General features: G+C 41.8%; 4 protein-coding genes and 1 pseudogene. 2 read left to right on the forward strand and 3 right to left on the reverse strand.

What is annotated here, in order from left to right; translation table 11 throughout:
* Positions 1–133: 133 nt before the first annotated feature.
* Both WS42_RS13915 and WS42_RS13920 read right to left on the reverse strand, forming a co-directional pair.
* Positions 134–2611: a heavy metal translocating P-type ATPase gene (locus tag WS42_RS13915; RefSeq protein ID WP_046451288.1), complete on the reverse strand. Its 2478-nt coding sequence runs from the start codon at positions 2609–2611 to the stop codon at positions 134–136.
* A gap of 89 nt (positions 2612–2700) precedes the next feature.
* Complete coding sequence (locus WS42_RS13920) at positions 2701–3276, reverse strand: helix-turn-helix domain-containing protein (protein WP_022159820.1); 576 nt, start codon at positions 3274–3276, stop codon at positions 2701–2703.
* Positions 3277–3569: 293 nt separating this feature from the next.
* On the opposite strand from WS42_RS13920, the gene WS42_RS13925 reads away from it, so the two are divergent.
* The gene (locus tag WS42_RS13925; protein ID WP_022159821.1) at positions 3570–4154 is read left to right on the forward strand and encodes a nucleotidyltransferase domain-containing protein; all 585 of its coding nucleotides are present in this window, start codon (positions 3570–3572) and stop codon (positions 4152–4154) included.
* On the opposite strand, the pseudogene WS42_RS13930 reads toward WS42_RS13925, so the two are convergent.
* Positions 4155–4747, reverse strand: a pseudogene (locus WS42_RS13930) (response regulator transcription factor). It abuts the gene before it with no gap.
* A 416-nt stretch (positions 4748–5163) separates the two neighbouring features.
* Here WS42_RS13930 and WS42_RS13935 point away from each other — a divergent pair.
* The gene (locus tag WS42_RS13935; RefSeq protein WP_046402688.1) at positions 5164–6039 is read left to right on the forward strand and encodes a BRO-N domain-containing protein; all 876 of its coding nucleotides are present in this window, start codon (positions 5164–5166) and stop codon (positions 6037–6039) included.
* Positions 6040–6698: the final 659 nt, after the last annotated feature.

Here is a 6698-nt window from a genome sequence, read left to right on the forward strand (position 1 = left end):
TCATAACTCAATCTGTTTTCTGTTACAAATTTATTCTTTTTATACGTAACTGTCAGATTAAGTCTTGACTATTACAAATAATGATAAACGTTTGTCCGGGTGCTTGCGAGGATTCATCGGATGGCAGTGTGCATTATTTTGAATCGTGTAATTTATAGTCTCCGGCTTTATTTTGGACTATTTGCTGCAACTCGTTTAAAGATATCTCTTTATCTGCGAATTCGATCGTAGCTTCCGGAGGATCGAGCGTTACGATTGCTTTTACTCCGTCGATACTGTTCAGGGCTTCTTCTACATGTGCACGGCAATGACCGCACATCATGCCGTCGATAGTAAATCTTTTTTTCATGACTTTTTTATTTATAGGTTCAACTTCTTCGATCCGTACCTCGTTCCCCCTCGGGATAAGGCTTATTTTTTTCCGTTTCAGCCGTAAACTATTGCTTACTACACTCACACTGCTGAATGCCATAGCTGCTCCGCCGATCATTGGATTGAGCAGGAAACCGCAAACCGGATAAAGTATGCCTGCTGCAATAGGAATACTGACCAGGTTGTAAATAAAAGCCCAGAACAGATTTTGCCGGATGGTTTTCACCGTCAGCCGTGATAAACGGATCGTTTCCGGTATTTTCAGCAGGTCGGAGGAAAGGATGGTGACCATGGCGGTTTCCATGGCGATATCACTTCCTTTTCCCATGGCGATACTCAAATCTGCCTGTGCCAATGCGGCGCTATCGTTTATTCCGTCGCCGACCATTGCTACCTGGGCACCTTTTTGTTGCAGTTGTTCGATAAAGATAGCTTTGTCGTGAGGAAGAACGCCCGACCGGTAATGGCCGATGTTTGCTTTTCGGGCTATAGCCTGTGCTGTACCGACATTATCTCCGGTCAGCATGTAAACGGTCAGCCCCATTTTTTCCATCTGCCGGATGGCTTGCAATGAGGTCGGTTTTATCTCGTCGGTGATCGCGATTATGGCCAGGGCCTGGGTCGAATGACTGAACCAGACGACTGTCTTGGCTTCTTTGAGCCAACTTTCGGCCCTTTGTTTTAAGGGTTCCGGGAGGATGACGCCATTGTCTGTGAGTAATTCAGCGGTTCCGGCGTAATAGGTTTCATCGCCTGTCCGGCCTTTTATTCCTTTACCCGGTATCGTTTCGAATCCGGTGACCGGAATAGATGTTTCTTGTCCGAATTCCCTGACTATCGCTTCTGCCAGCGGATGCTCCGACAAACGTTCCAGACTGTATATTATTTTCCGGGCTTCCGTTGTTTCTGTATGCCAGTAAGTATTTACGACCCTTGGATGCCCTTCGGTTATCGTACCTGTTTTATCTAATACAATCGTATCGATTTTCCGGGCAATCTCCAGGCTTGTCGCATCTTTTATCAGAATGCCGTGTTCAGCTCCCTTTCCGATTCCTACGATGAGTGCTGTCGGAGTAGCCAGGCCCAGGGCACAGGGGCAGGCAATGATGAGGACGGTGATCATAGCCAGCAGACCGTGGGAAAAACCGGCAGTCGGTGCGAATAAACACCACAACCCGAAAGTCAACAAGGCTATACCGATGATAACGGGTACGAAAATACCGGCTATTTTATCTACCAGTTTCTGTACAGGGGCTTTACTTCCCTGGGCATCTTGCACCATGCGGATGATTTGAGCCAGCATGGTATCGGCCCCTGTTTTGTCGGCAGTGAAATGAAAAGCCCCTTTCTGATTCACCGTTCCGGCATATACCTTTTCGCCGGCTTGTTTGTGTACGGCTATAGGCTCACCGCTGAGCATGCTTTCATCGACGTATGAATCCCCGCTTATTACCGTCCCGTCAACAGCGATACGTTCTCCGGGTTTTACAGCTATCGTATCTCCGATCCGGGCATTTTCGATCGGTACGGTTTGTTCGCCCGATCCGGTAACGATCGTAATTGTTTTGGGTTGCAGACCCGCTAGTCTACGGATAGCCGTTGAGGTGTTTTGTTTCGCCCGTTCTTCGAGTAAGCGGCCCAGAAGAATAAAAGCTATAATACCGCTTGCTGCCTCGAAATACAAATGGGGCGTTATCCCCCGCGATAACCAGAAATCCGGGAACAATAGATTGAATACACTGAATAGATAAGCGATACCGGTGCTGTTGGCAACCAGGGTATCCATATTGGAAGTACCGTGTTTCAATTGCTGCCAGGCACTGAGGTAGAATCTGTTTCCGAAACCTAAAACGACACAGGTCGAAAGGAACCATAAAACATAGTTCATGTAAGGAATATTCACAAACACCATACTGATGACCATGATCGGTAGCGATAATAAAATAGCCCCGAAGGTCTGAATTTTCAATAAACGGTATTTTTCGTTTTGTATTTGTTTGGCCTTCTCCTCGCCCTGTTGGTCTGTCTCGATCAGCAGATCGTATCCTGCATCTTGCACCGCATTTTTCAAGGCCTGAACAGAACAGATCTCCGTATCGTAGACGACCTGGGCCTGGGCGGTTGCGTAGTTTATATTGGCTTCATATACGCCGGGTTGTTCATGAATGACTTTATCTATTCTCGCTGCACAAGAGGCACAACTCATTCCTACCACCGGAAAAGTTTTTTTTATTTTCATACGCTTAACCTTTATATGATCTCTTTCCGGACAAAGATAAGGTACACCGGCCGATGTACTGTTATAAAATTATGGATATGATTTATATCTTACACTTTATCCAAAGGGGAGCGTTTGTTACCTTTCAGACGTTTAAATTCACTGGGGGACATTCCGGTTACCTGCCGGAACTGGGAACTCAAATGAGCGACACTCGAATATTGGAGCTGTGTGGCTATTTCGCCGATCGTCAGCTCGTCGTAAATGAGTAATTCTTTGATGCGTTCTACTTTTTGAGCAATATAGTATTTCTCTATGCTGATACCGTTTTCTTCGGAAAAAAGTTTACTTAGCAAGCTGTAGTCGTAATGACATTTCCCGCTTAAATATTCGGATAATTTCAATTTAGAGAGATTATTTTCATAATGGACCAGTTCGATAATGGCAGTACGGATTTGTTCGATAAGACGATGGCGTTTATCGTCGAGCAATTCGAACCCGAGCGCTTCAAGTGCTTTCCGGATCAGAAACCGGTCTGCCGGTTTCAACGGTTCTTCGATGACAACCTTACCCAATTCAATCCGGAGTGGATTGAAATTCAGGTTTTTGAGCATTTTTGATACAACCAGAATACATCGGTTACAAACCATATTTTTTATAAAAAGAACGTGCTCTTGTTCTTCCATCGTGATTATTATTAAGCGTTTGCTTTGCCACTCTGCACTTTCACAGCAATGTCCCGGACAAAAATAGGGATTATTTCGGTGGCTTTGCATGATGAAGTTATTAAAAATATTCCGGGCTAATTCCTTAAATAATCTTGTATTATTGATAAGAATGTTTATTTGGGGAATAATAAGATCAATCTTTCTATTGTTCACATGATTCCCTTGCTCCGGAACAGGGGAAAAATAGCTAATTGTAGCTATATAGCTATCGTCGGGAGTTTTGTATTTTTATCCCCACAAAATAAACTCTTATGGATATTATCGAACTCGCAGAACAAAATCAGCAAAATGCCTGGAAATTACTCGATGAAACGGGTATTATTCCGGCTTGGGAACGTATCGGGGCTACCGTACATTTGGTCGGTTCGCTCAAGTCAGGTTTGTTAATGAAAAGCAGGGATATCGATCTGCACATCTATACCGGGAAACTCGATATTACGGAGAGTTTTTCGGTTATGCAGGAATTGGCAGAGCGGCTTAAACTGAAAGAGATTCAATACAAAAACCTGGTTCATACCGAAGAAGAATGTATCGAGTGGCATGCTTTGTATGAAGATCAGGAGCTGCATACATGGAAATTCGATCTGATTCACATCCGCAAAGGTTCGAAATATGACGGGGTGGTGGAAAATGTCACTGCCGCTATTGCAAAACTGCTCACACCCGGGCTTCGGGAAACGATACTTCGGATCAAGTATGAGGTGCCAGATGGCGTAATGATTCCCGGGATCGAGATATACCATGCCGTTTTTACAGGAGATGTCCGCAGTTACGAGGAATTGGAACGGTGGCGACAGGAACATCCGCTGACCAATAGTTTGGATTGGCTGCCGTGATTAATAAAGGAGGCCGTAATCCTCGGCCCGGTTTATGGCTTCGATAGCATTACCGGCTTGTAGTTTGGATAGAATATGTTTCCGGTGGTTATTTACGGTATAGATACTGAGGTGTAGTTTATAAGCGATCTCTTTGCTGAGTAAGCCTTGCCTTTCCTGTCCTTTTGGACGACCTGGTGGCGACTGATGACATTTACATATTGTTGCCGTACATTCTGCATACGAATTTGAAATACCTGTTGATAATCGTTCCTTTCTTCTTGTGGAAGTGAATAGATAAACAGCCCGTGCTCTATCTGAAAGGCGGGAAGTTGCGCCCGGTCGTCAGGATGGATTCTTTCTTCCAGTAGGTTACCCTGTTTTCTGATCGTTTTTATTTGCTTGGAGTTGTAGCCGAAAAGATCTGTAAAATGATCGGAAGCAAAATCATATCTTTTTTTGAATACATCGACAGTGAAGATACAACTTGGGCTTATTTGGGAAAATGCCTGTATAGAGGTTCTCTTTTTGTCCCACAACTTATAGTCTGTGTCAAGACTGCTGATTTGCTGCCTTGACCATAGTTCTTCGGGAGTTATTCGCTGAATCGTCATGTGGCAAAGATAATAGATAAATCGATTCCTTATTGTTTACTAAGCATTTTGGGGGTAAAGTGATTGATAGTAGAGTTGGTGTTGGAATATACATTGGTTTTACTTATAAAGCAAGCAATAATTGGTAGGGTTGTAATTAGCTGAAGTATCTTATTTGACTATCGACGAATAAGATCAAATTTAGGTGTTTATATACATGTTTATCCTAAATGTATATTTATAAGTGTAAATATGTATATAACTGTTTTAATAAAAATAATCGTCTATGGGAACGGTACAGCCAAGACAATCTTAAAAACGGATAGAGTTATTCAGTAGAATATTTTGGTGGCTCAAATCGTCTAAAACGACAGTCGGTAATTATAGGATAACTCATTCCTAACAGGTATATTTGTAACAATCAAAAGCAGAATGATATGACAAAGCAGAATGCAATAAAAGTCTTCGAAGAAAAGAAAGTCCGTACCGTATGGGACAGCGACAAAGAGGAATGGTATTTCTCTATTGTAGATGTTATTGAGATATTGACAGAACAACCCAATCATCAAGGTGCAAGAAATTATTGGAAAGTACTGAAAAACAGGATGTCCAAAGAGGGAAATGAAACGGTTACAAATTGTAACCGTTTGAAATTACCTGCTGAAGATGGCAAAATGCGTTTGACGGATGTTGCTGATACAGAACAATTATTCCGATTGATACAATCCATACCCTCTCCTAAAGCTGAACCTTTCAAATTGTGGATGGCACAGGTAGCTAAGGAACGGCTTGACCGAATGCAGGACCCGGAATTGTCTATTCAGCAGGCAATGCTGGACTATAAACGGCTGGGATATTCCGACAATTGGATTAATCAACGGCTCAAAAGCATAGAAATCCGTAAGGACTTAACGGATGAATGGAAACGGCATGGATTGCAGGAGGGTGTGCAGTTTGCTACCCTAACCGATATTATCTATAAGACGTGGGCAGGAAAGACAGCTAAGGAATATAAACAGTTCAAAGGGTTGAAGAAAGAGAATCTACGGGACAATATGACTAATACCGAATTGGTGTTGAATATGCTTGCAGAGCTGTCTACTAAGAAAATATCAGAAGCACAAAACCCGGAATCATTTAATGAGCATATAGAGGTAGCCCGGCAAGGTGGAACGATTGCCCGTAATGCAAGGATAGAACTGGAAGAAAAGACGGGTGAAAAGGTTGTAACTCCTCTCAATGCAAAAGATGTGTTGGGATTACAAAGCGGAGAAGTGGAAGATGTGGATTTGGACAGTGAAGAATCAAAGTAGGAGTGATAGTACAAAGAAACATACTAAGGGAGTCGTAAATGGTTCCCTTTTTTATATATACCTGTCTAAAAGAAAAATAAGTTGTGAAATAGAACCGTATAGGGATTGTACCTCATCATATCGGTGTATTTATTCCCTAATAAATATCTTGGCTTATAGAGCCTAATAGAAGAATAAAAGTGATGAGGAATGATTGGTGGCTTCGATAATGAAAATATCCTATCCCATAAAAGAATGGGTATGGAGAATTTAACAAATAAGTGATGATACCATTAAATGATGAGGTGGATGATAGGTATAGAATAACAATGAAGATGGGGTAAAATAAAGAATATATCTATCTGATAACTAATCAAAAAAGAATAGCAAATATGTCAAATGGAAATATGGAGTTGTGCTGATTGTTATATGTTGTAAGTGGAGAGGTGAAAATACAATTTTGAAATTCTCATCGGAGTTATTTCCTAAAAATCTTGTTGAGTATAGAGTTTTATATACATTTGTTTGACGACACCCCGGAAAACGTTTGTAGGACGTCTAAATTTGACTATATTTGTCACACAATAAAGCAATTTATTGTGATGTAATAGTCAAGACTTAATCTGACAGTTACGTATAAAAAGAATAAATTTGTAACAGAAAACAGATTGAGTTATGAC

This window comes from Odoribacter sp. N54.MGS-14 (assembly GCF_000980295.1).
GTDB classification, from domain to species: Bacteria; Bacteroidota; Bacteroidia; order Bacteroidales; family Marinifilaceae; genus Odoribacter; species Odoribacter splanchnicus.

What these genes read in the sequence shown, in the direction of transcription:
- WS42_RS13920 (WP_022159820.1), bottom strand. Translation starts at nt 3,276, where the DNA reads ATGGAAGAACAAGAGCACGTTCTTTTTATAAAAAATATGGTTTGTAAC.
- WS42_RS13915 (WP_046451288.1), bottom strand. Translation starts at nt 2,611, where the DNA reads ATGAAAATAAAAAAAACTTTTCCGGTGGTAGGAATGAGTTGTGCCTCT.
- WS42_RS13935 (WP_046402688.1), top strand. Translation starts at nt 5,164, where the DNA reads ATGACAAAGCAGAATGCAATAAAAGTCTTCGAAGAAAAGAAAGTCCGT.
- WS42_RS13925 (WP_022159821.1), top strand. Translation starts at nt 3,570, where the DNA reads ATGGATATTATCGAACTCGCAGAACAAAATCAGCAAAATGCCTGGAAA.